The organism is Microbacterium aoyamense (assembly GCF_023155855.1).
Taxonomy (GTDB): Bacteria; Actinomycetota; Actinomycetes; order Actinomycetales; family Microbacteriaceae; genus Microbacterium; species Microbacterium aoyamense.
Genome location: NZ_JAKNUT010000002.1, coordinates 171,067 through 193,231 on the forward strand (window position 1 = coordinate 171,067; position 22,165 = coordinate 193,231).

Sequence of the window (22,165 nt, forward strand, 5' to 3'; positions counted from 1 at the left end):
GCGTGGACCACGTCGAACGACAACCTCATGCCTTGCCGCAGCATCCGTCCCACCGGGTCGGGGCGCGGCAGCCTACAGGCGACGGAACACGAGCACTAGGAGTACGCCATGCCCTCAGCAGTTGACCGCGAGAAGGCCCTCGACACGGCCCTCGCCCAGATCGACCGGCAGTTCGGAAAGGGCTCGGTCATGCGCCTGGGCTCCGATGAGCGCGCACCGGTCGAGGTCGTTCCCACCGGGTCGATCGCCCTCGACGTCGCGCTCGGCATCGGCGGACTCCCGCGCGGCCGCATCGTCGAGATCTACGGTCCGGAATCGTCGGGTAAGACGACGCTGACCCTCCACGCGATCGCCAACGCGCAGCGCGCCGGCGGCATCGCCGCCTTCATCGATGCAGAGCACGCGCTCGACCCCGACTACGCGCAGAAGCTCGGCGTCGACATCGACGCGCTGCTGGTCTCGCAGCCCGACACGGGGGAGCAGGCGCTCGAGATCGCCGACATGCTGGTCCGTTCCGGTGCGATCGACCTCATCGTCATCGACTCCGTCGCAGCTCTCGTGCCCAAGGCCGAGATCGAGGGCGAGATGGGCGATTCGCACGTCGGCCTGCAGGCGCGCCTCATGTCGCAGGCGCTCCGCAAGCTGACGGGTGGTCTCAACCAGACCAACACCACCATGATCTTCATCAACCAGCTGCGCGAGAAGATCGGCGTCTTCTTCGGCTCGCCCGAGACGACGGCCGGTGGAAAGGCGCTCAAGTTCTACGCGTCGGTCCGGCTCGACATCCGCCGCATCGAGACGCTCAAGGACGGCACCGACGCGGTCGGCAACCGCACGCGCGTCAAGGTCGTCAAGAACAAGATGGCCCCGCCGTTCAAGCAGGCCGAGTTCGACATCCTCTACGGTGTCGGCATCTCGCGAGAGGGCAGCCTCATCGATTACGGCGTCGACCAGGGCATCGTCAAGAAGTCGGGCGCCTGGTACACCTACGACGGCGAGCAGCTCGGTCAGGGCAAAGAGAACGCCCGCAACTTCCTCATCAAGAACGCCGATGTCGCGGCCGAGATCGAGTCCAAGATCTTGGCGAAGCTCGGCATCGGACAGCCGAAGACCGTCGAGGCTCCCGTCGGCGACGAGCTGGCGCAGCGCCGCCCCGCATGACCGTGGATCGTGGGGGCGAGCACGACGAGCTCGCCCCCGTCATCCCGATCTTCGGCGGTCCGCCGCCCGAACGGCCGATCAGCGCCGTGACGAACGACGGCGCGCGAGACTCCCGCTCGGCGGCGGCTCGTCCCTGGCACGCGAGCTGGATCGAGGAGGACGGCGGTGACGGCGTCGCACCGACGCCGAGCGAACCCGCCGACGCCGACGGGAAGACCGAGCTCGAGATCGCGGAGCGGGCACTCCTGCGACGATTGCGGGGCCGGTCGCTCTCGGTGGCCGAGGCGCGCGATGTCGTGCGCGAGCACGAGATCGAACCCGATGCGATCGAGTCATTGCTCGAGCGCTTCCAGCGGCTGGGCTACCTCGACGACGTCGTTCTGGCGGAGCAGCTCGTCCACACGGGCTCCGACCGCAAGGGGCAGGGGCGCAGAGTCATCGCGCAGACCATGACCAAGCGCGGCATCCCGCGCGACGTCGTCGACGCGGTGCTCGCCGAGCTTCCCGACGATGACGACGAGCGCGCTCTCGACTTCGCCCGCAGCAAGGCCAAGAGCATGGCGAGTCTCGACCGCGACACGGCGTTGCGGCGGCTGTCGGGCCAACTCGCCAGGCGTGGGTACGGGGGGTCCGTCGCCCTGACAGCGGCGCGGACGGCGCTCGACGAGGTCTCCGCACCGCAGAGCGGTGTGCGATTCCGCTGAGTCCGCATTCGGTCGTGCGCCTCTTGGCCCCGTGATGACAGACTGAGGTTCCCCGGCCGAAAGGACACCCGTGGCGATCGAGGTGCACGATCTCGTCAAGCGGTACAAGACCCTCACGGCCGTGGACGGCATCTCATTCGATGTGGCGGACGGCGCGGCGTTCGCCTTCCTCGGGAGCAACGGGGCGGGCAAGTCGACCACGATCTCGTGCCTCACGACGCTGCTGCCGTTCAACGGCGGAACCGTCCGCGTAGCCGGGTACGACGCCCGCACCGACGGCGAGAACGTCCGCCGACGGATCGGCGTGGTCTTCCAGGACTCGCTCATGGACGACGGGCTCACGGTGCGCGAGAATCTGCGCTTCCGCGCGCGTCTCATGCACCTCGAACGCGATGCGGCTGCGCGACGGATCGAGGAGCTGTCGGACCTCATCGAGCTCGGTGATTTCGCCGATCGCCGTTACGGGAGGCTCTCGGGCGGCCAGCGACGTCGCGCCGATATCGCCCGTGCTCTCCTTCACGACCCCGACGTGCTGTTCCTGGACGAACCGACGGCGGGCCTCGACCCGGCGAGCCGCATCGCGGTGTGGAACACCGTGCAGACGCTCCGCGTCCAGCGCGGGCTCACGGTCTTCCTCACGACGCACTATATGGAAGAGACCGAAGAGGCCGACGGCGTCTGCATCATCGACGCGGGGCGCATCGTCGCGCAGGGCACGCCCACCGAGCTGCGGGCGCGGCACAGTCGCAGCATCCTCACCGTCACATCCGCCGATCCGACCGCTCTCGACGCTCTCGCCCGTGCGCGCGGACTGCAGCCGGCTTCCGCGGGTGAGATCGTGACGATCGCCGTCCCCGACTCCGCGTCCGCGCAGTCGCTGCTGGCAGAACACGGTTCCTCGGTGCGCGACTTCGAGTTCCGTCACGGGCGGATGGATGATGTCTTCCTCGCCGTCACGGGCCGCGGCGCGGACGAGGCGGAGGCCGCGTGAGCGTCGTCCTCGGCATCGTCGGTCGGAACCTCCGTCTGTTCTTCCGCGACCGACTCAACGTCTTCTTCTCGCTCCTGAGCGGCGTGATCCTGTTCCTCCTGTACACGCTGTTCCTCGCGAGACTGCAGATCGACGGCTTGAGCGAGTCGTTCCCCCAGGCGTCCGAGGCGCAGGTGCTCGCGTTCATCGACAGCTGGATGTTCTCGGGAATCGTGCTGCTCACGACCGTGACGGCGGGCATGGGGGCGATGTCGCAGCTCGTCGAGGACGGGCAGTCCGGGCGGTTCAAGGATTTCCTCGTCTCGCCGATCCTTCGCGGGCAACTCGTGCTCGGCTATCTGATCTCCGCCGTCGTGGTGGCCGTCATCATGTCGAGCGTCGTGCTCGTGCTCTCCGTGCTGTACCTCGGCATCTTCGACCACGCCTGGCTACCGTTCGACCGCATCCTCAAGATCCTGCTCTTCACGGTGCTGTGCTGCTTCGCGTTCACGGCGCTCAGCGCATTCGTCGTCTCCTTCGTCAAGACGCCCGGTGCCTTCTCGGCGTTCGCGACCGTGGTCGGAACGATCCTCGGCTTCGTCGCCGGCGCCTACATCCCGATCGGCTCCCTCCCCGTCGCGGTGGGCAACGTCATCAACGCCCTGCCGTTCGCGCAGGGTGCGATGCTCCTGCGGCGCGAGTTCACGGCTGACACCCTCGGAACACTCACCGACGTCCCGCAGGCGACGGAAGCCGTGCGGGGGTTCTACGGGATCGATGCCTACGTCGGCGATGCGCTCGTCACGCCCTGGGTCGCCATCGGCGTCCTGCTGCTGTTCGCGATCGGGTTCACCTCGCTCGCCGCCGGGCGCATCCGCTCGCGGATCCGCTGAGCAGCCGGCATCCATCCTCAGCCGACCTGCGCACCACGGCTCGTAGAATGGCACGCATCATGACCACGCCTGTCTCGACTCCGACGCTCATCGCGCCCTCCGATGCCGCGATCGCCCCCGACGGCCACGCCCGGACCTACGAGGTGCGCACGTTCGGCTGCCAGATGAACGTGCACGACTCCGAGAGACTCTCGGGCTCCCTCGAGAGCGCAGGCTACGTGCGCGCCGAGGCGGGCACCGAGGCGGATGTCGTCGTCATCAACACGTGCGCCGTGCGCGACAACGCCGCCGGAAAGCTCTACGGCACCCTCGGGCACCTCAAGTCCCGCAAGGACCAGCACGCAGGCATGCAGATCGCCGTCGGCGGGTGCCTCGCCCAGATGGACAAGGACACCGTGCAGCAGAAGGCGCCGTGGGTGGACGTCGTCTTCGGCACCCACAACATGGGCTCGCTGCCGAGCCTGCTCGAGCGCGCGCGTCACAACGGCGAGGCCGAGCTCGAGATCCTCGAATCGCTCGAGATCTTCCCCTCGACGCTGCCGACCAAGCGCGACTCGGTGCACAGCGGCTGGGTCTCGATCTCGGTCGGCTGCAACAACACCTGCACGTTCTGCATCGTGCCGAGCCTGCGCGGCAAGGAGAAGGATCGCCGCCCCGGCGACATCCTGAACGAGATCCGCCTGCTGGTCGACGACGGCGCGATGGAGGTCACGCTCCTCGGTCAGAACGTCAACTCGTACGGCGTCGAGTTCGGCGATCGTCAGGCGTTCGGCAAGCTCCTGCGCGCCGCGGGCGAGATTCCCGGTCTGGAGCGCATCCGCTTCACGAGCCCGCATCCCGCCGCGTTCACCGACGACGTCATCGACGCGATGGCTGAGACGCCCGCCGTCATGCCGCAGCTGCACATGCCGTTGCAGTCCGGCAGCGACCGCATCCTCAAGGCGATGCGGCGCTCGTACCGCAGCGAGAAGTTCCTCGGCATTCTGGATCGCGTCCGAGAGAAGATGCCGGATGCCGCGATCTCGACCGACATCATCGTCGGCTTCCCCGGCGAGACCGACGAGGACTTCGACGACACGATGCGTGTCGTCGAGCAGGCGCGATTCGCGAGCGCCTTCACCTTCCAGTACTCGATCCGCGAGGGCACGCCCGCCGCGACGATGGCGGACCAGGTGCCGAAGGCGGTCGTGCAGGAGCGCTACGAGCGGCTCATCGCGCTGCAGGAGCGCATCTCGCTCGAAGAGAACCAGAAGCAGGTCGGACGCGAGGTGCAGGTGCTCGTCTCGACGGGCGAGGGCAAGAAGGATGCCGCGACCCACCGGCTCACGGGCCGTGCGGAGGACAACCGACTCGTGCACTTCGAGGTGACCGAGGGCTCCGACCTCCCGCGACCGGGAGACGTGGTCTCGGTGGTCGTGACGCACGCTGCGCCCTTCCACCTGCTCGCCGACGCTCCCGACGGGGCGCCGCTGCGCATCCGACGTACGCGGTCCGGCGACGCGTGGGACCGCACGCAGGCCGAGTCGTGCGGCGTCCCCGCCCCGGCGGGAGAGGCCGGCGCGCCCCGTGCGGTCTCGCTCGGACTCCCGACGCTGCGCATCGGAGTGTGAACCCCAGACTCTGGGCCGTCGTCGGGGCGACCGGCACGGGCAAGACCGCGCTGTCGCTCGACCTCGCTGACGCGTTGGCCGCACGTGGCCGGTCCGCCGAGATCGTCAACGCCGACGCGATGCAGCTCTACCGGGGCATGGACATCGGCACGGCCAAGCTCCCCGAGAGCGAGCGCCGCGGCATCCCGCATCATCTCTTCGACGTGCTCGACGTCACCGATGAGGCAGCGGTGGCGTGGTATCAGGATGCCGCGCGCGCCGCGATCCGGGGGATCCACGCGCGCGGGGCCGATGCGGTCCTCGTGGGCGGTTCAGGGCTGTACGTCTCGAGCGTCGTCTTCGACTTCCGCTTCCCCCCGCGTGACGCCGACCTGCGCGCGCGACTCGAGGCCGAGCTCGACGAAGCGGGTCCCGGTGCCCTCTACGCGCGTCTGCGCGACGCCGATCCGGCGACCGCTCAGCGCGTCGATCCGCGCAACGGCCGGCGGATCGTCCGGGCGCTCGAGATCCTGGCGCTGGGGGAGCAGACCCACGGCGCCGCCCTCCCCGAGGAGCCCGTCCTGTGGCACGACCCGACGACGCTCATCGGGGTCGAGGTGCCGCGTGCCGCACTCGTCGAGCGACTGGATGCGAGGGTCGAGCGCATGTGGTCGGGCGGCATCGTGGCCGAGGTCGACGCTCTGCGCGGGGTCGGGCTCGAGGACGGGGTCACAGCGCGCAGGGCGATCGGCTACGCGCAGGCGCTCGCCCAGCTCTCGGGTACGGCGTCCGAGGCGGAAGCGATCGCCGAGACGCAGGCGCTCACGCGCCGGTATGCGCGCCGCCAGGTCTCGTGGTTCCGACGGTACGCCGACCTCACCTGGGTGGAGCCGGATGCTTCCGCCTCTTCGCTCGTGGCGCAAGCCCTGGACTGAGCGTCCGACACGCCTGCAAGACTGGGACGATGACCGTCGAGATCCGCACGTTCACCTTGACCGACACCGACGCCGTCGTCGCCTTGTGGCAGGAGACCGGACTGACCAGGCCGTGGAACAATCCGCATCAGGACATCAGCCGCAAGCTCCGTGTACAGCCCGAGCTCTTCCTCGTCGCCGCAGACGGCGACGAGATCGTGGGCTCGGTCATGGCCGGCTACGACGGCCATCGCGGGTGGCTCTACTACCTCGGGTCGTCGCCGTCCCGGCGCGGCGAAGGAATCGCGCGGCGGCTCGTCGAGCGCGCCGAAGAACTGCTGATCGAGCTCGGGTGCCCGAAGGTGCAGCTCATGGTGCGGCCCGAGAACAACGTGGCCAAAGGCTTCTACGACGCCATCGGCTACGAGACTTTCGAGACCTGGGCCACGGGCAAACGCCTCATCGCCGACTGAGCCCGCGGCCCGAATAGACTCGGGGGATGCCGCAGACCGTCTCGTTCACGAAGGGGCACGGCACCGGCAACGATTTCGTGCTGATCCCCGACCCCGGCGGGGCGCTCGATCTCTCGGACGACCAGGTCGCCGTGCTGTGCGACCGGCGCTTCGGCATCGGAGCGGACGGCATCCTGCGGGTCGTGCGCTCGTCGGCACTGCCCGAGGGGGCGGCGACCCCCGAGGCGGAGTGGTTCATGGACTACCGCAATGCGGACGGCTCGGCCGCCGAGATGTGCGGCAACGGCATCCGCGTCTTCGCCCGCTATCTGGTCGACGTGGGCTGGGCCGATGTCGACGCGGCGCCGCTCGCGATCGGCACGCGGGCCGGAGTCAAGACCCTCACCCGCAGCGACCGCGGCCTGGAAGTCGACCTCGGCCCCTGGACGGTCGAACCCGAGGTCCTCGTTCGCGCCAAAGGCGTCGGTGCGCCCCGCCCCGGCCTGGGCATCGACGTCGGCAACCCCCACGTCGTCGTCGCACTGCCCGACCACGCCGAGCTCGAGGGGCTCGACCTGTCCGTCGTTCCGCAGCTGCATCCCGAGCCCGTGCACGGTGCGAACATCGAGTTCGTCGTGCCGAGCGATCCGCTCGTGCACGAAGGCGTCGGCACGATCCGCATGCGGGTGTTCGAACGCGGGGTCGGCGAGACCCTGAGCTGCGGCACGGGGGTCGCGGCGGCGGCGCTCGCCGTGCGTCACTGGGCAGGCCCGGCGGCGCCCGATCACTGGACCGTCGAGGTTCCGGGCGGGGTGCTGGGCGTGCGCATGGTGGACGGCCGCGTCCTGCTGTCGGGACCTGCGACCCTGGTCTACTCGGGTGAGGTCACGCTCGCCTGAACGGGTGAGGATCAGGGCAGATCGATCGGTTCGCTCGGCGGCGAGCCGTGCCGGCGCACCTTGAGCACCCGGAAGCCTCGGCCCGTCGCGGCACGGTGCACGGTGTAGCCGTGGGCGAACGTCGCGGCGAGCCAGCGCTGCAGCGAGTCCGAACCGAGATTGCGCTGCACGACGAGCCACGCGTCGGACCGTTCGTCCAGTCGCGGGATCCAACGCTCGAGCAGCCCGTGCAGTTCGTTCTTGCCGACTCGGATCGGCGGGTTGGATCGGATCGTGCGGAACGTCACGTCATCGGGAACATCGTCGGGCAGCACGGCGTTGACATTGTCGAGCCCGAGATCGGCGGCGTTTCGACGCACGAGATCGAGGGCCCGCTCATTGACATCAACGGCCCACACGGTGGCGTGCGGGGACTCCAGCGCGAGCGACAGCGAGATCGGCCCCCATCCGCACCCGAGGTCGAGCAGATTGCCGCCGGGCGGCGACGGCGGCGTGTTCGCCAGCAGCACCGCGGTACCGTCGTCGACGTGATCGGGACTGAAGATCCCGCCCGCTGTCGTCACCTCGAGATCGCGACCCGCGAGGGTCACGCGGATGCGCCGGAGATTCTCGGGACTGGCGGGGGACGCGCTGAAGTAGTGGTCACTCCCCATGGAGGATGAGCGTAGCGGAGGACCTCCCGATCGCGGGAGGCTAGAATCCACGGATGCCGCATCGACGGCATCCCGGAAGGAACACATGACGGATACGACGACACCCCAGAGCATCGACGAGACGCCGGTCGACCCGGTGGATCGCGTGCTGGCGCGGGCAGAAGCCCGCTCGGGGGTGCGCGTGTTCGGCAACGCCCAGGCGCTGCAGGATGACGCGACGATCTCGCGCGCGGACTCGGACGGCGAGCAGTGGGACCGCGAAGAGCGCGCCGCGCTGCGCCGCGTGCCGGGCCTGTCCACCGAGCTCGAGGACGTCACCGAGGTCGAGTACCGCCAACTGCGGCTCGAGAACGTCGTGCTGGTGGGCGTGCACCCGCAGGGCGAGCAGGTGGACGCCGAGAACTCGCTCCGCGAGCTCGCGGCGCTGTCCGAGACGGCGGGCGCGATCGTGCTGGACGCCGTGCTGCAGCGGCGCCCGCATCCCGATCCCGCGACGTACGTCGGCCGTGGCAAGGCGCAGGAGCTTCGCGACATCGTCGCCGCCGTGGGCGCCGACACCGTGATCGCCGACACCGAACTCGCGCCCAGCCAGCGGCGCGCGCTCGAGGACGTCGTGAAGGTCAAGGTCATCGATCGCACGACCGTGATCCTCGACATCTTCAGCCAGCACGCGAAGTCGCGCGAGGGCAAGGCGCAGGTCGAGCTCGCGCAGCTCGAGTACCTTCTGCCGCGCCTGCGCGGCTGGGGTGACTCGATGAGCCGTCAGGCCGGTGGGCAGGTCGGCGCGGGCGGCGCGGGCATGGGCTCGCGCGGTCCGGGTGAGACGAAGATCGAGCTCGATCGCCGCCGCATCCGCACGAAGATGGCGCTGCTGCGTCGACAGATCCGCGACTTCGGCCCCGCACGCGAGGCCAAGCGTGCCGAGCGCAAGCGCAACACGATCCCCGCCGTCGCGATCGCGGGGTACACGAACGCGGGGAAGTCGTCGCTGCTCAACCGCCTCACGCGCGCGGGTGTGCTCGTCGAGAACGCGCTGTTCGCGACACTCGACACATCGGTGCGCCGTTCGCAGACGGCCGACGGTCGCACCTACACGCTGACCGACACGGTCGGTTTCGTGCGCAATCTGCCGCACCAGCTCGTCGAGGCGTTCCGCTCGACGCTCGAAGAGGTCGGCGACGCCGACGTCCTCCTGCATGTCGTGGATGCCTCGCATCCCGATCCCGCCGCGCAGCTCGCGACGGTGCGCGACGTCATCGGCGATGTCGGTGCGCGCGACACGCGCGAGATCGTGGTCTTCAACAAGGCCGACCTGGTCGACGAGGACGCGCGGCTCGTGCTGCGCGGCCTGGAGCCCGGCGCGATGTTCGTGTCGTCCCGCACGGGCGAGGGCATCGACGAGCTCCGCGCCGCGATCGAAGACGCGCTCCCGCTTCCGGCGATCGAAGTGCGCGCCCTGGTTCCGTACGACCGGGGCGACCTCATCTCGGCCGCCCATGAGACGGGGCACATCGTCGCGCAGTCGCACGAGGCCGAGGGCACCGCGCTGCACGCGCACGTGCCCGAGCGTCTCGCGAACGAGCTCGCGCCCTTCGCGGTCTAAGACGCTGTCGCTTCGTCCCGCTGCGCTCCCTAGGCGACCCGGGGTCGGTGGCTGAGCGACGAGGCGAAGCGACGGGTCAGCTGAGCTCGATCGGCGGGATCCCAGGCATGTCGAAGCCGAACACGGCACCCAGGAAGGCGAGCTCCGATTCGTACGCGTGCACGAGCGTCTCGGTGCGGCGGAAGCCGTGGCCCTCGCCCTCGTAGACGATGTAGGCGTGCGGCACGCCCCGCTCGACGAGCGCGTCGCGCACGGCTTCGGATTGCGCAGGCGGCACGACCTGGTCGTCCGCGCCCTGCAGCAGCAGGATCGGCACGCGGAATCCATCGCGGTGCGTGAGTGGTGACCGCTCGATGTAGACCGCTTCGGCCTCGGGCAGCGGACCGATGAGTCCGTCCAGGTAGCGCGCCTCGAAGTCGTGCGTGTCGGCCGCGAGTGCTCGGGCGTCGCCGACCCCGTAGCGAGAGATCCCCGCGGCGAACGCATCGGTGCGTGCGAGTGCCGCGAGCACCGTCCATCCGCCCGCCGACCCGCCCGCGATCGCGATGCGCGCCGGGTCTGCGACCCCGGATGCCGCCAGGCCGCGTGCCGCGGCCGCGACATCCTCGACGTCGACGATGCCCCATCCGCCCTGCAGTCGCTCGCGGTAGGCGCGCCCGTAGCCGCTGGAGCCGCCGTAGTTCACGTCGAGTACTCCGATGCCCCGGCTCGTGAAGGACGCGATGCGGGGGGATGCCGCAGGCCCCACGTGCGTCGTCGGGCCGCCGTGCACGAAGACGACGTATGGGGGAAGCTCGTCGTCGGGTGCGGTCGCGTCGGGGTTGGTCGGCGGATAGTCGAACGCGTGCACGGGCCCACGGGCGCCGTCGAACGAGACCGCGCGCGGACGCGGCATCCATTCCTCACCCCACGGCGACTCGCCGCCGCGCACCGTCTCGACCGCACCGGAGTCGACGTCGACGCTCCACAGCCCCGGACCGGCGGAACCGCTCGCACCGCTCACGAGCACCCGCGTGCCGCGGACGTCCTCGATGTTCGTGTTCCACACCGGGGCTGCCGCGATCGGGGCCGCGTCGCCGCCCGTGATGAGCACGAGCGCGTCCGCGCCGTCGGTGCGCACGGCCACGATGCGGGCGTCTTCGAGGACGGCGTACCACCGCGCTCCGAGCACCCACAGCGGCGCGCCCGTATCGGCGTCGGCGGGCGCGACGGCGCGTTCGGGGAGTTCAGCCGACAGGTGCAGGCGCTCGATGTTCCAGCGCCCGGTCGGGTCGTCCAGGTGCAGCAGATCCTCGTCGTCCAACCAGATCGGCTGGAGCGGTGACGTCTCGCCGCCCGCGACGGTCGTCCATTCCACGACGACGTCGTCCTCGACGCGGCCCACCCGCAGTTCCGTGCGATCCCACGGCATCGAGGGGTGATCCCATGCGATCCAGGCGAGACGCGTGCCGTCGGGCGAGAGCGCGGGCTGCGCGAGGAAGTCGCTCCCGGCGACGAGTTGCACGAGGGATGCCGCATCCGCCGCGCCTGATCCGTCGAGCGGGATCGTGACCAGGTCGCGCGCCGGCACGATCGAGCCGCCGTGCCTCTCGCGCACCGCGATGAGCCGACCGGCCTGCCACACGAGTCCGCCGAAGCGCACGTCGCCGGCGGCGGCCGTGAGCGCTCGCGGCGGCCGGCCCGGCGAGAGCAGCCATACGCGCTGATCGGTCTTCTCGATGAAGACGAGGTCGTCGTCATCGACGGTCGTCCATGCGCCGCCGCCGTACTCGTGCACGCGCGATCGCGCGCTCCACGGAGCAGGGAGCACGTCGTGCGCGACGCCGTCCGCACCGCGACGACGGACGGCGGACCGACCACCCTCTTCGGGCACGCTCTCGCCCCACCAGATGTCGTCGCCGACGAAGCGCGCACCCTCGATGCGCGGACTCGCGGCCGAGACCGCCGCTGCCGAGATGGGGGATGGCCAGGCTCCGTACGGGATCGTCACACCCCCACCGTACGCCGCACGAAACACGAGGTCACACTGGGCGTGCGTCCCGGCTCCGACACGTTCAGGACACGAGGGCGGGCTGCCTGCCGGCGAGCTCCTCGCGCATGATCCTCGTCCCTGCGCTCAGCGCGCTCAGCTTCTCGAACGCGACGTTCCGGGGGAACGGCGCCATGCCGCAGTTGGTGCTGGGGATGAGCTTGTCGGCATCGACGAACTCCAGGGCCTTCCGGAGCGTGTCGGCGACCTCTTCCGGGCTTTCGATCGTCTCGTCGGCCACGTCGATGGCCCCGAGCATGATCTTCTTGCCGCGCAGGATCTCGATGAGGTCCATCGGCACGTGGGAGTGCTGGCATTCGAGCGAGACGATGTCGATGGCGGACTGCTGCAGGAGCGGGAAGGATGCCTCGTACTGCCGCCACTGCGACCCGAGGGTCGCCTTCCAGTCGGTGTTCGCCTTGATTCCGTACCCGTAGCAGATGTGTACGGCGGTCTCGGCGCGCAATCCCTCCGCGGCTCTCTCCAGCGCGGCCACTCCCCAGTCCTGGACCTCGTCGAAGAAGACGTTGAACGACGGCTCGTCGAACTGGATGATGTCGACCCCGGCTGCCTCGAGCTCCTTCGCCTCCTGATTGAGGATCGTCGCGAACTCCCACGCCAGCTTCTCGCGGCTCTTGTAGTGGTCGTCGTAGAGAGTGTCGACCATCGTCATCGGGCCGGGCAGGGCCCACTTGATCGGGCGATCGGTCGATGCGCGGAGGAACGTCGCGTCGTCGACGAACACGGGCCGCTCGCGGCTCACCGCCCCGACGACGGTCGGCACGCTCGCGTCGTAGCGGTCGCGGATGCGCACGGTCTCACGCTTCTCGAAATCGACTCCGCTGAGATGCTCGATGAAGGTCGTCACGAAGTGCTGACGGGTCTGCTCGCCGTCGCTGACGATATCGATGCCGCGTCGAGTCTGCTCCTGCACGGCGACGCGCAGTGCGTCGTACTTGCCCTCGATCAGGGCATCGCCCTCCAGCTCCCATGGCGACCAGAGCGTCTCGGGCTGCGCGAGCCACGACGGCTTCGGCAGACTGCCGACGATCGAAGTCGGCAAGAGCGTGTGCAGGTCCGAAGATCGTCCGCTGGTCATGCGACCGGGACAAGGTAGTCGGCGGCCCACTGAGCAAGAGCTTCACCGTGGGGCTTGATGAACTGCTCCTCGGTGTACTGCCCCTGCGTGATCGCGAGCCGGCTGCGTTCCACGCGGTCGTAGGCGATCTCGGTTCGGGAGTAGTCCTGCACCTCCAGGCTCGGCCGGAAGACGGGTGCGGCGGCCGAGTTCGCGTTATAGATCTCCGGGCGGTAGATCTTCTGGAACGTCTCCATCGTGCTGATCGTGCCGATCAGCTGCAGATCGGCGTAATCGTTGAGCAGGTCACCGCGGTGGTAGAAGGCGAGCGGCGCAACGCTGCCGCGCGGCATGAAGTAGCGCACCTTCATCCCCATCTTCGAGAAGTACTCATCGGTGAGGGAGTACTCCTCCTGCTGGTATTCGACGCCGAGCACCGGGTGCTGGTTCGCAGTGCGGTGGTACGTCTTGCTCGTCGACACGCTGATGCAGATCACGGGGGGCAGAGTGAAGCGCTCCCGGTACGCGGGCGAGTCGAGGAAGTGCCGGAACAGCTTGCCGTGGAGGTCGCCGAAGTCGCCGGGCACGGTGGGCTTCGGCGAATCGGCGTTGACCGCGGGAAGAAGCACGCTGAAGTCGTAGTCGCGGACGTACGAGGAGAAGTTGTTCCCCACGATCCCGTGGCGGCGGATGCTCGTCCAGGTGTCCACGATCTGCACGTCGAGAACCTCGAGAAGCGGGAACTCCCGGTCGGCACCCTCTGCGGTGAACCGCAGCTGCACCGAGACGATGTCGAGTTCGACGGTGTAGCGGTTCCCGTCCGGGTTGTCCCAGTGCGCGAGGTCGTTGAAGCGCCGGTCGATCATCGTCAGGGTGTTGCGGAGATTCTGCTGGCGGTGTTCGCCTCGCGCCAGATTGGCGAAATTCGTCGTGACCCGGGAGCTCTTCGACGGCGCGTAGTCGTCGTCGAAGCGCGTGGTGGTGATGCTGAACGTGAAGTCGTCCGCCATGAGTGGCCAATCCGATGAGTGGTGAGGGCTGCGCGGCCCTCGGGAGTCGATGACTCCATCCTCGAACCCCCGAAGAGATATCGGGTAACTTATCGCTTCTATACCTCCGTATAGGATTTGCCTATGTCTCGGGGAGTCAGCGGCGTGACGCTGCAACAGCTGCACTACTTCGTCGAAGTGGCCGCGGAGGGGTCGATCTCCGCCGCCGCAGACCTGCTGTACGTCGCACAGCCGACGGTGTCCGCAGCGATGAAGGATCTCGAGGCCCGGGTCGGCCGCGCGCTCCTCGCCCGCTCCGCCCGCGGGATCAGCCTCACCGCCGACGGTGCGGAGTTCCTCGGATACGCGAGACAGGTGCTCGAGCAGGTGGCGCTGCTCGAGCAGCGCTACCTCGGCCGGCCGCCGGCGCGACGCCTGCTCGGGGTGTCGGCGCAGCACTACTCATTCGTGGTGGATGCGTTCGTCAGGATGGTCAGAGCCGGCGGAGCGGCCGAGTACGAGTTCTCGCTGCGTGAGACGCGCACCTGGGACATCATCGAGGATGTTCGGACTCTCCGCAGCGAACTGGGCATCCTCTACCGGAACGACTTCAACCGGAAGGTCATCGACAAGCTGCTCCGGGAATCCGGGCTCGCGTTCCCCCCCCTGTTCGTCGCCGAGCCGCACATCTTCATCTCCCGGAAGAACCCCCTCGCGGCTCACGATCGTGCGACGCTTGCCGATCTTGCGGACCTTCCGCGGCTCAGCTTCGACCAGGGGGCGAACAACTCGTTCTACTTCGCCGAAGAGATCCTCTCGACCCTGTCGGCCACGCAGGAGATCCGAGTCTCCGACCGCGCTACGATCTTCAACCTGATGATCGGGCTCGACGGTTACACGATCTCGACCGGCATCATCAGCGATCAGCTCGACCCTGAGATCGTGGCCATCCCGCTCGACGTCGACGAACGCATCGAGATCGGTTGGATCGGGCACGCCTCGATTCCGCTCACCGAGCAGGCGCAGCGGTACCTCACGGAGGTGCGGACGGTCGTCGCCGGCTTCGGTGTCGCAGTCCTCGGCTAGCAGTCCTACAGCTCGGATGCCTCGGTCATCTGCTCGGCAGGGGCGGCCGCGGCCTCCCCTGCGGGGTCGGCTGCGTCCGCCTGCTCCGCAGGACGCTTCTGCAGCAGCTCGAGCACCCACGCGACGAGGATCGCGACGACGATCACGAGCACGACGTCGCCGAACGAGAGCGGCCTCAGCGACAGCATCCACACGACCGCCAGGATCGCGATGATCGAGCGCACGAGCACGCGGTAGCGCGCGAGCCACGTGCCGAACCCGCCGGTGTCGAGGCCGCGTGCCGCGAGCTTCGTGCGCGCGGTCGCGTTGAGGCCGCGGACGGTGCGTCGCACCGAGTCCGCGGCACGCGAGCGCCCCATGATCCAGCCGAGCAGTGCGACGAAGACGCCGAGCACGGCGATGACGACACCCGTGCGACGCATCGAATCGACGAGCTGCCCGTAGATGACGTCGAGGGCGGACGGCGAGATGTCGAGTGACCCCGCGACGGCGCCCATCGCAGCCCCTCCGATGGCGAGCGTGACCGCGAGGGTGCCTCCGCCGACGGCCAGGCCGATTCCCGTGCCGAGGACGGCCGTGGACCGACGCCTCGCGATAAGGATGCCGAGCCCGAAGAGCGCGAGGGTGATGACGGGCAACCACCAGCCGACGACGTTCGCCAGCGCGTAGCCCGTGCGGATCATGGCGAGGTTGTTGCCCTCACCGATGATGATGACGCGGTCGACACCGGGTATGAGCTGAGCGATTCCGACGCCCCGCTCCGTGAGGTTCTCCTTCACCCGCTCGACGATCGCGCCGAGCTGGATGCCCACCCCGTCGTCGGTGCGCACGACCAGGCCCCCGCCGTCGCTCGTCGCGGCGGTCGTGAGCGCGCGGTGCGCCGCACGTGTCGTCCCCGCCCAGACGTCCGAGAAGGCGTCGGATTCCACGACCCGCGTCACGGTCTGCGACACGAGGCCGCGCAGGCCGTCCGCCGCAGGCGCCTGCAGGAGCCCGAGCGCCTGGGCGGCACGCGGGGGGAGTCCGAGGTCGGCGATGCCGTCGAAGACGTTCGCCGTGAGCTCGTCGAAATCGACCTGCGCATTGATGGCCTCGACGGTCTCGTCGATGATCATGCCCTGCACGGCGGGATCGTCGACGAGCGGGGCCATCGTCGCGACGAACGCCTCTTCGTCGACGAGCTGCAGACGTGCCCAGCCGGTGACGATCGAGACCGGGACGAGGATCGTCGCGATCACGATGACCACAGCCGACAGCAGCCCGCGCCACCATCCGCGGCGATCGGTCGTCCGCGGCGGCGTCTCACCGGTCAAGCGGGCGTTCTCGGCCTCCAGCAGGCGGACACGTTCGGCGAGGGCTGCGACATCGGGCTCGGCGCCCGCCGCATCGATCTGCGTCATGTCGACATTCTGTCGTGATCGTCACCCCACCGCACGACGTGGACCGGAAATCACCCCGGGTGACCCCGGCGTCAGATGGCGCGCAGCACCGCCACGACCTTGCCCAGCACGACGGCGTCGTCACCCAGGATCGGCTCGAAGGAGCTGTTGCGCGGCAGGAGCCACGTGTGGCCGTCGCGCTGGCGGAACGTCTTGACGGTCGCCTCGTCGTCGAGCATCGCCGCGACGATGTCGCCGTTGACGGCGGTCTGCTGCGAACGGACGACGACCCAGTCGCCGTCGCAGATGGCCGCGTCGATCATCGACTCGCCCGACACCTTGAGCATGAACAGGTCGCCTTTGCCGACGAGCTGACGGGGGAGGGGGAAGATCTCCTCGATCTGCTGCTCGGCGGTGATCGGCACTCCTGCCGCGATGCGGCCGACGAGCGGCACGAGCGCCGCGTCGCCGAGCGCGGGCGCGGTGTCGGCCGGATTCTCGGTCGACATGCCCGGCAGGTCGATCAGCACCTCCATCGCGCGCGTCTTGCCGGCGTCACGGCGGAGGTAGCCGCTGAGCTCGAGCTGATTGAGCTGGTGGGTCACGCTCGAGAGCGACTTGAGTCCGACGGCGTCGCCGATCTCGCGCATGCTCGGCGGATAGCCGTGCCGCGCGATGGAGCGCTGGATGACCTCGAGGATCGCCAGCTGCTTGTCGCTCAGGCTCTTGCGGCGTCGCGTCTGGGGCTTGTCGCGCCCGGTCGTGTCGGTCATGACTGCTCCTGGTCGGATGTCGGGGTCTTCGAATGTCGGAGGTCGGTGATGGGGTGACCTTATCGAAACCGTATCCGGTTCAGAGCGTCCCTCGGCGGAGATCCGCCGCGTGTCGCGTTCGAAAGCCGGCGACGATGTCGACCACTTGACAGGCTACAACATCGAAGATAGCTTCGGAAGAGAGCTTCGCATCCAGGCCCTCCCGGCCGAGGGCCGGATGCGAATCTCTCCCCAGCGAGGAGAACCCACATGACCGCGATCACCGCCCCGATGGCACACCGCACGCGCTTGCGCCTCACGGCGCGAGGTCGTCGACTCCTCACCGCCGTCGCGGCGCTCCCGGCTGCGATCGCCCTCGCGTTCGCGGTGGTGAGCGGCGGGGCCGCGCTCGCGACGATCGACGATGGCGCGCCCGCGCAGTCGTTCGCAACCGTGACGGTCTCGGCGGGCGACACGCTCTGGTCGATCGCCGAAGACATCGCCCCGACCGCCGACCCGCGCGACGTCGTCGATGCCATCGTGCGGCTCAACGCCCTCGACGGTGCGCAGATCTCGGCGGGTCAGTCGCTCGCGATTCCCGCGGAGTACGCGCCCTGATCCCGGGACCCGTGTTACGCGCCCACCGGATGGAGCTCTGAGCCCCCTCTACCATGGAGCGAGTGACGGCCAGCCTCGAAGACCTTCCCCTCCGCGACGATCTGCGCGGGCTCGCGCCCTACGGTGCCCCGCAGGCACCGCTGCCCGTGGCGCTGAACGTGAACGAGAACACGCATCCTGTGCCGCAGGAGGTCGCGGATGACATCCTCGACGCGATCGCGATCGCGCTGCGCGAGGTTAATCGCTACCCCGACCGCGAGTTCACCGCGCTGCGCGAGGGATTCGCCGACTACCTCGGCCACGGGCTGACGGCCGATCAGATCTGGGCGGCGAACGGCTCGAACGAGGTGCTCCAGCACCTCCTCCAGGCTTTCGCCGGGCCCGGGCGGACCGCGTTCGGCTTCGCTCCGACGTATTCGATGTACCCGCTCCTCACCCGCGCCACCGGGGCCACGTGGGTCGCGGGCGTGCGCGGCGCCGACTTCACGATCGACGCGCAGGACGCGGCATCCCAGATCTCCGCTGCGTCCCCCGACGTGGTGTTCCTGTGCGCGCCGAACAATCCGACCGGCACGCCACTGACGCTCGACGTCATCGAGGCCGCCTACGACGCGACCGACGGAATCGTGATCGTCGACGAGGCCTACCAGGAGTTCGCGCCGCACGGCACGCCCTCCGCTGTGACGCTCCTGCCGGGGCGTGAGCGGCTCGTCGTCTCGCGCACGATGAGCAAGGCCTTCGCCTTCGCCGGGGCGCGAGTGGGCTATCTCGCGGCCGATCCCGCCGTCATCGACGCACTGCGGCTCGTCCGTCTCCCGTACCACCTGAGCGCGCTCACCCAGGCGGCCGCGTCCGCCGCGCTGCGCCACGCGTCGACGATGATGCGGATGGTCGACGACATCCGCGAGCAGCGCGACCGCATCTCGGCCACCGTCGAGGCACTCGGCTACCGACCGTACGAGTCGTGGACGAACTTCGTGCTCTTCGGCGGGGTCGAGGATCCGGCGTCCACCTGGAAGGCGCTCTACGACCGCGGTGTGCTCATCCGCGACGTCGGCATCCCGTACCACCTGCGCGTCACGGCGGGGACCGCGGACGAGACGACCGCGTTCCTCGACGCACTCGCCTCGGTAGGATCAGCGTCATGACGCGCGCCGCAGAGCACCGCACCGCCTCCCTCCGTCGCGCGACGAGTGAGTCCACCGTCGAACTGGAGCTCGACCTCGACGGAACGGGCCGCAGTCACATCGACACGACCGTCCCGTTCTTCGATCACCTCCTGACGGCCTTCGCGAAGCACTCCCTCACCGACCTCACCGTGCGCGCGTCGGGCGACACCGACATCGACGCCCACCACACGGTCGAGGACGTCGCGATCGTGCTGGGGCAGGCGATCCGCGAGGCGCTCGGCGACAAGGTCGGCATCGGCCGCTACGGCGACGCGCTCGTGCCGCTCGACGAGGCCCTCGCCCAGGCGGTGGTCGACATCAGCGGTCGCCCCTATCTCGTACACTCCGGCGAGCCCGCCGGATACGAGCACCACCTCATCGGCGGCCACTTCACGGGTTCGCTCGTGCGCCACACCTTCGAGGCCATCGCCTTCAACGGCGGGCTGACGGTGCACGTCACCGTGCTCGCCGGCCGCGACCCGCACCACATCGCCGAGGCGGAGTACAAGGCCTTCGCGCGGGCGTTCCGCCAGGCCAAGGCGATCGATCCGCTCGTCGAGGGCGTGCCCAGCACGAAGGGTGCTCTGTGAGTTCCAGGCCCCTCGTCGCGGTGCTGGACTACGGATCCGGCAACGTCCACTCCGCGGTGAAGGCCCTCGATGCGGCCGGAGCCGATGCGCGCCTGACGTCCGATCGTGGGCTCGTCATGGACGCCGACGGTCTCGTCGTGCCCGGTGTCGGGGCGTTCCGCGCCGTCATGGACGCGCTCGCGGCGAGCCGCGGCACCGAGCTGATCGGTCGCCGCCTCGCGGGCGGGCGTCCGGTGCTCGGCATCTGCGTCGGCATGCAGGTGCTGTTCGATCGCGGCGTCGAACGCGGCGTCGACACCGAGGGCATGGGGGAGTGGCCGGGCGTCGTGACGGAGTTGGATGCCCCGGTCCTGCCGCACATGGGCTGGAACACGGTGCAGCCGGGCGAAGGCACGCGCCTGTTCGCCGGGATCGAGGACGAGCGCTTCTACTTCGTGCACTCGTACGGCGTGCAGCACTGGCTCCTCGACGTCCAGCCGCCGTTCCCCGAACCGACGCTCACCTGGTGCGATTACGGCACGCCGTTCCTCGCTGCGGTCGAGAACGGGCCGCTGTCGGCGACGCAGTTCCACCCCGAGAAGTCGGGGGATGCCGGCATCCGACTCCTCTCCAATTGGATCGACGGGCTGAGCGGGACTACCCTCGGAGATCGTGCCGTCCGCGGATGAATCCGCTCCGCGTGACCCTCTCGCACGAGGAGCCATGAACGATTTCGCGTCAACGCCCGAACTGATCCTGCTGCCCGCCGTGGACGTCGCCGACGGCAAAGCCGTGCGACTCACTCAGGGGGAGGCCGGCAGCGAGACCAACTACGGCGACCCCGTCGACGCGGCCCTCGACTGGGCGCGCCAGGGTGCGCAGTGGATCCACCTCGTCGATCTCGACGCCGCCTTCGGCCGCGGGAGCAACAGCGGTGTGCTGCGCAAGGTCATCAAGCAGGTCCGGGGCGTCCAGGTCGAGGTGTCGGGCGGCATCCGGGACGACCAGTCCCTCGAGGCCGCGCTCGAGAGCGGCGCGGCACGTGTCAACCTCGGCACAGCGGCCCTCGAGAACCCCGAGTGGGCCGCCGACGTCATCGGCCGCTACGGCGAACTCGTCGCTGTCGGCCTCGACGTCCGGGGGACGACCCTCGCGGCCCGCGGCTGGACGCGTGAGGGCGGCGATCTGTGGACCGTCCTCGAGCGGCTCGAGGCGGCCGGCTGCAGCCGCTACGTCGTGACCGATGTCACGAAGGACGGCACGCTCCAGGGACCGAACCTCGATCTGCTGCGCGAGATGACGACGCGCACCCCCAAACCCGTCATCGCTTCCGGCGGCATCTCGAGCCTCGACGACATCGCAGCCCTGCGCGATCTCGTACCGCTCGGCGTCGAGGGCGCGATCGTGGGCAAGGCGCTGTACGCGGGGGCGTTCACGCTCGCCGAGGCGCTCGATGTCGCAGGGCACTGATCCGGCGCACGACCACCGCGCCGATTCGGCCGGGGTGCCGTGGGAGGGCCGCTCGTTCCACGAGAACCCGAACGCGGGCGATGACGGGTCCGCCGACCCCGCGCTTCTGGCCGCGCTGACCGCCTTCCGCGGGGGCGAGGGCGACCAGGTCGCCGTCGTCGACGCGTATCGCGCCGCGCGCCTGTTGATCCCGCTCGTCGCCGAGAAGGGCGACCACGGAATCGGCGCGCACGGACTCGACGTCGACAAGACGCAGGAGCTCTCGATCGTGACCGTCGCGGCCCCCGACGGGCGTCGCGTGCTCCCCGTGTTCACGTCGGTGGATGCGATGAAGGCGTGGGATGCCGCGGCCCGCCCTGTGCCGGCCGATGGAGTGCGCACGGCGGTCGCGGCAGCCGACGACGATACCGATCTGATCGTGATCGACCCGGGCTCGGAGACCGAGTTCGTCCTGCGCCGGCCCGCAGTCTGGGCGATCGCCCAGGGGCGGACCTGGGAGCCCAGCCACACCGCCCCCGACGTGTTCCGCGGGCTCCAGGAGAGCATCGGCGGCGAACTCGCCGTGCTCGATCTCGCCGTCGCGGCGGGCGACCCCGACGCACGACTGCGTGGACCGGAGCTCGTCGTGCGCCTGCACCTCATCGACGGGCTGGATCAGGCCGAGCTCGACGCCGTCCTGCAGCGACTCGCGCGTCGCTGGGCCGCCGACGATCGCATCGCGGTCCTCGTGGACTCGCTGTCGGTCAAGCTCGTCCGCGGCTAGTTGACCGGGCCGGTCCACTTCTCGCCGGGTCCCTTGCCGATGGGATCCGGGATGACGGATGCCTCGCGGAACGCGAGCTGCAGCGACCGCAGCCCGTCGCGCAGCGAGCGGGCGTGCATGTCGCTGATCTCGGGGGCACCGGCGGTGATGAGTCCGGCGAGGGCGTTGATGAGCTTGCGGGCCTCGTCGAGGTCGGTCTGCGTCGCGGGATCGTCAGCGAGACCCACCTTGACGGCGGCGGCGCTCATGAGGTGCACGGCCGTGGTCGTGATGACCTCGACGGCGGGAACGTCGGCGATGTCCCGGGTGGCTTCGGACGCCGCGCGCTCCTGTTCCTCCCAGCGAGCCTGCCGCGCGGCATCCATGTCATCGTCCTGAATTCTGTCCACGCCGCTCTCTCTGCTAGACTCGTGCGGGCTCCGGTG

At 69.4% G+C, this 22,165-nt stretch carries 23 protein-coding genes; 16 read left to right on the forward strand and 7 right to left on the reverse strand.

Going from position 1 to position 22,165, the window contains the following annotated elements; translation table 11 throughout:
- Positions 1-108 precede the first annotated feature (108 nt).
- The 8 genes from recA to dapF all read left to right on the forward strand — a co-directional run bounded on the left by recA (position 109) and on the right by dapF (position 7,582).
- A complete protein-coding gene (gene recA / locus MA876_RS07580) occupies positions 109-1,161 on the forward strand; it encodes a recombinase RecA (protein ID WP_248147454.1) in 1,053 nt (350 codons plus the stop codon).
- Complete coding sequence (locus tag MA876_RS07585) at positions 1,158-1,865, forward strand: regulatory protein RecX (protein ID WP_248147456.1); 708 nt, start codon at positions 1,158-1,160, stop codon at positions 1,863-1,865. Before recA ends, MA876_RS07585 begins: the two co-directional genes overlap by 4 nt.
- Before the next feature lie 70 nt (positions 1,866-1,935).
- Positions 1,936-2,856 carry an ABC transporter ATP-binding protein gene (locus MA876_RS19295; RefSeq protein WP_248147458.1) on the forward strand — a complete coding sequence of 307 codons (921 nt, stop codon included), beginning with the start codon at positions 1,936-1,938 and terminating at the stop codon, positions 2,854-2,856.
- Positions 2,853-3,728 (forward strand): ABC transporter permease, encoded by an 876-nt coding sequence (locus tag MA876_RS07595; protein ID WP_248147460.1) that lies wholly within the window; start codon positions 2,853-2,855, stop codon positions 3,726-3,728. The genes MA876_RS19295 and MA876_RS07595 overlap by 4 nt, the downstream gene beginning before the upstream one ends.
- A 59-nt stretch (positions 3,729-3,787) precedes the next feature.
- Positions 3,788-5,338, forward strand: a complete 1,551-nt coding sequence (gene miaB / locus MA876_RS07600) for a tRNA (N6-isopentenyl adenosine(37)-C2)-methylthiotransferase MiaB (RefSeq protein ID WP_248147462.1) — start codon at positions 3,788-3,790, stop codon at positions 5,336-5,338.
- Entirely contained in the window at positions 5,335-6,252 is a 918-nt protein-coding gene (miaA, locus tag MA876_RS07605) for a tRNA (adenosine(37)-N6)-dimethylallyltransferase MiaA (RefSeq protein WP_248147482.1), read from the forward strand. The genes miaB and miaA overlap by 4 nt, the downstream gene beginning before the upstream one ends.
- 29 nt (positions 6,253-6,281) lie before the next feature.
- Positions 6,282-6,704 (forward strand): GNAT family acetyltransferase, encoded by a 423-nt coding sequence (locus MA876_RS07610; RefSeq protein WP_248147484.1) that lies wholly within the window; start codon positions 6,282-6,284, stop codon positions 6,702-6,704.
- 26 nt (positions 6,705-6,730) lie between these two features.
- Complete coding sequence (gene dapF / locus MA876_RS07615; protein WP_248147485.1) at positions 6,731-7,582, forward strand: diaminopimelate epimerase; 852 nt, start codon at positions 6,731-6,733, stop codon at positions 7,580-7,582.
- A gap of 11 nt (positions 7,583-7,593) precedes the next feature.
- On the opposite strand, the gene MA876_RS07620 is transcribed toward dapF, so the two are convergent.
- On the reverse strand, positions 7,594-8,235 hold the full coding sequence (locus MA876_RS07620; RefSeq protein ID WP_248147487.1) for a class I SAM-dependent methyltransferase: 642 nt from the start codon (positions 8,233-8,235) through the stop codon (positions 7,594-7,596).
- 85 nt (positions 8,236-8,320) lie between these two features.
- Between MA876_RS07620 and hflX the strand changes: the two genes are divergently transcribed.
- Positions 8,321-9,838: a GTPase HflX gene (hflX, locus tag MA876_RS07625; protein WP_248147489.1), complete on the forward strand. Its 1,518-nt coding sequence runs from the start codon at positions 8,321-8,323 to the stop codon at positions 9,836-9,838.
- Positions 9,839-9,914: 76 nt separating this feature from the next.
- Here hflX and MA876_RS07630 read toward each other — a convergent pair whose 3' ends face one another.
- The 3 genes from MA876_RS07630 to MA876_RS07640 all read right to left on the reverse strand — a co-directional run bounded on the left by MA876_RS07630 (position 9,915) and on the right by MA876_RS07640 (position 13,955).
- Entirely contained in the window at positions 9,915-11,828 is a 1,914-nt protein-coding gene (locus tag MA876_RS07630) for a S9 family peptidase (protein ID WP_248147491.1), read from the reverse strand.
- Between the two features lie 64 nt (positions 11,829-11,892).
- Positions 11,893-12,942: a methionine synthase gene (locus MA876_RS07635; protein ID WP_248148000.1), complete on the reverse strand. Its 1,050-nt coding sequence runs from the start codon at positions 12,940-12,942 to the stop codon at positions 11,893-11,895.
- A gap of 20 nt (positions 12,943-12,962) precedes the next feature.
- Entirely contained in the window at positions 12,963-13,955 is a 993-nt protein-coding gene (locus tag MA876_RS07640) for a DUF1852 domain-containing protein (protein ID WP_248147493.1), read from the reverse strand.
- 123 nt (positions 13,956-14,078) lie between these two features.
- Here MA876_RS07640 and MA876_RS07645 point away from each other — a divergent pair, with 123 nt between their 5' ends.
- A complete protein-coding gene (locus tag MA876_RS07645) occupies positions 14,079-15,020 on the forward strand; it encodes a LysR family transcriptional regulator (RefSeq protein WP_248147495.1) in 942 nt (313 codons plus the stop codon).
- Positions 15,021-15,025: 5 nt separating this feature from the next.
- Here the strand turns inward: MA876_RS07645 and MA876_RS07650 are convergent, their stop codons facing one another.
- Both MA876_RS07650 and lexA read right to left on the reverse strand, forming a co-directional pair.
- Positions 15,026-16,420, reverse strand: coding sequence for a hypothetical protein (locus MA876_RS07650; protein WP_248147497.1), 1,395 nt, complete (start codon positions 16,418-16,420; stop codon positions 15,026-15,028).
- A gap of 71 nt (positions 16,421-16,491) precedes the next feature.
- The gene (gene lexA / locus MA876_RS07655) at positions 16,492-17,172 is read right to left on the reverse strand and encodes a transcriptional repressor LexA (RefSeq protein ID WP_248147499.1); all 681 of its coding nucleotides are present in this window, start codon (positions 17,170-17,172) and stop codon (positions 16,492-16,494) included.
- Positions 17,173-17,421: 249 nt separating this feature from the next.
- Between lexA and MA876_RS07660 the strand changes: the two genes are divergently transcribed.
- Genes MA876_RS07660 through MA876_RS07685 form a run of 6 tightly spaced genes read left to right on the forward strand, consistent with a single transcriptional unit; the run spans position 17,422 to position 21,740 of the window.
- On the forward strand, positions 17,422-17,769 hold the full coding sequence (locus MA876_RS07660; RefSeq protein ID WP_248147501.1) for a LysM peptidoglycan-binding domain-containing protein: 348 nt from the start codon (positions 17,422-17,424) through the stop codon (positions 17,767-17,769).
- A gap of 53 nt (positions 17,770-17,822) precedes the next feature.
- A complete protein-coding gene (locus MA876_RS07665; protein ID WP_248147502.1) occupies positions 17,823-18,917 on the forward strand; it encodes a histidinol-phosphate transaminase in 1,095 nt (364 codons plus the stop codon).
- Positions 18,914-19,528, forward strand: a complete 615-nt coding sequence (gene hisB, locus MA876_RS07670) for an imidazoleglycerol-phosphate dehydratase HisB (protein WP_248147504.1) — start codon at positions 18,914-18,916, stop codon at positions 19,526-19,528. The genes MA876_RS07665 and hisB overlap by 4 nt, the downstream gene beginning before the upstream one ends.
- Positions 19,525-20,196 carry an imidazole glycerol phosphate synthase subunit HisH gene (gene hisH / locus MA876_RS07675; protein WP_248147506.1) on the forward strand — a complete coding sequence of 224 codons (672 nt, stop codon included), beginning with the start codon at positions 19,525-19,527 and terminating at the stop codon, positions 20,194-20,196. The genes hisB and hisH overlap by 4 nt, the downstream gene beginning before the upstream one ends.
- Before the next feature lie 34 nt (positions 20,197-20,230).
- Positions 20,231-20,977: a bifunctional 1-(5-phosphoribosyl)-5-((5-phosphoribosylamino)methylideneamino)imidazole-4-carboxamide isomerase/phosphoribosylanthranilate isomerase PriA gene (priA, locus tag MA876_RS07680; protein ID WP_248147508.1), complete on the forward strand. Its 747-nt coding sequence runs from the start codon at positions 20,231-20,233 to the stop codon at positions 20,975-20,977.
- Positions 20,961-21,740, forward strand: coding sequence for an SseB family protein (locus MA876_RS07685; protein ID WP_248147510.1), 780 nt, complete (start codon positions 20,961-20,963; stop codon positions 21,738-21,740). Before priA ends, MA876_RS07685 begins: the two co-directional genes overlap by 17 nt.
- Here MA876_RS07685 and MA876_RS07690 read toward each other — a convergent pair.
- Complete coding sequence (locus MA876_RS07690) at positions 21,737-22,105, reverse strand: DUF1844 domain-containing protein (protein WP_248148002.1); 369 nt, start codon at positions 22,103-22,105, stop codon at positions 21,737-21,739. The genes MA876_RS07685 and MA876_RS07690 overlap by 4 nt on opposite strands.
- Between the last annotated feature and the right edge of the window lie 60 nt (positions 22,106-22,165).

Coding starts and splice junctions, on each gene's coding strand:
- recA (WP_248147454.1), top strand. CDS start 109: ATGCCCTCAGCAGTTGACCGCGAGAAGGCCCTCGACACGGCCCTCGCC.
- MA876_RS07585 (WP_248147456.1), top strand. CDS start 1,158: ATGACCGTGGATCGTGGGGGCGAGCACGACGAGCTCGCCCCCGTCATC.
- miaB (WP_248147462.1), top strand. CDS start 3,788: ATGACCACGCCTGTCTCGACTCCGACGCTCATCGCGCCCTCCGATGCC.
- MA876_RS07610 (WP_248147484.1), top strand. CDS start 6,282: ATGACCGTCGAGATCCGCACGTTCACCTTGACCGACACCGACGCCGTC.
- dapF (WP_248147485.1), top strand. CDS start 6,731: ATGCCGCAGACCGTCTCGTTCACGAAGGGGCACGGCACCGGCAACGAT.
- MA876_RS07620 (WP_248147487.1), bottom strand. CDS start 8,235: ATGGGGAGTGACCACTACTTCAGCGCGTCCCCCGCCAGTCCCGAGAAT.
- hflX (WP_248147489.1), top strand. CDS start 8,321: ATGACGGATACGACGACACCCCAGAGCATCGACGAGACGCCGGTCGAC.
- MA876_RS07640 (WP_248147493.1), bottom strand. CDS start 13,955: ATGGCGGACGACTTCACGTTCAGCATCACCACCACGCGCTTCGACGAC.
- MA876_RS07645 (WP_248147495.1), top strand. CDS start 14,079: ATGTCTCGGGGAGTCAGCGGCGTGACGCTGCAACAGCTGCACTACTTC.
- MA876_RS07650 (WP_248147497.1), bottom strand. CDS start 16,420: ATGACGCAGATCGATGCGGCGGGCGCCGAGCCCGATGTCGCAGCCCTC.
- lexA (WP_248147499.1), bottom strand. CDS start 17,172: ATGACCGACACGACCGGGCGCGACAAGCCCCAGACGCGACGCCGCAAG.
- MA876_RS07660 (WP_248147501.1), top strand. CDS start 17,422: ATGACCGCGATCACCGCCCCGATGGCACACCGCACGCGCTTGCGCCTC.
- MA876_RS07665 (WP_248147502.1), top strand. CDS start 17,823: ATGGAGCGAGTGACGGCCAGCCTCGAAGACCTTCCCCTCCGCGACGAT.
- hisB (WP_248147504.1), top strand. CDS start 18,914: ATGACGCGCGCCGCAGAGCACCGCACCGCCTCCCTCCGTCGCGCGACG.
- priA (WP_248147508.1), top strand. CDS start 20,231: ATGAACGATTTCGCGTCAACGCCCGAACTGATCCTGCTGCCCGCCGTG.
- MA876_RS07685 (WP_248147510.1), top strand. CDS start 20,961: ATGTCGCAGGGCACTGATCCGGCGCACGACCACCGCGCCGATTCGGCC.
- MA876_RS07690 (WP_248148002.1), bottom strand. CDS start 22,105: ATGGATGCCGCGCGGCAGGCTCGCTGGGAGGAACAGGAGCGCGCGGCG.